Origin of the sequence: Bacillus sp. GbtcB10 (assembly GCF_019091365.1) — a bacterium.
In the GTDB taxonomy this organism is placed as follows: domain Bacteria; phylum Bacillota; class Bacilli; order Bacillales; family Bacillaceae; genus Bacillus; species Bacillus altitudinis.
Map to the genome: position 1 here is coordinate 1 of NZ_JAGXJP010000400.1, position 236 is coordinate 236.

General features: G+C 42.8%; 1 pseudogene. It reads left to right on the forward strand.

The features are described from left to right. Positions 1-236: pseudogene (locus KVT11_RS21390) on the forward strand (ABC transporter ATP-binding protein); the annotation flags it as partial.

A 236-nucleotide genomic window follows, 5' to 3' on the forward strand; every position in this document is an offset into this window, starting at 1 on the left:
AAAAATCGGGTCTTCTTCCTTTATTACTTGATCAACAACTGATGTGAAACGAATTCAAGATGTGCCGATCATGTTATTACATATGATGTCACGGGCGCCTCATATGCTCGTTGGTGGAATTATTTTGGCTGTATCTAGAGATGCAGTGTTAACTCTCATCTTTTTAGCAGCTCCTCCCCTTCTTGGCGGGTTCATTTATTTGGTGACAAGAAATGCGATCCCCCTCTTTGGCCAGC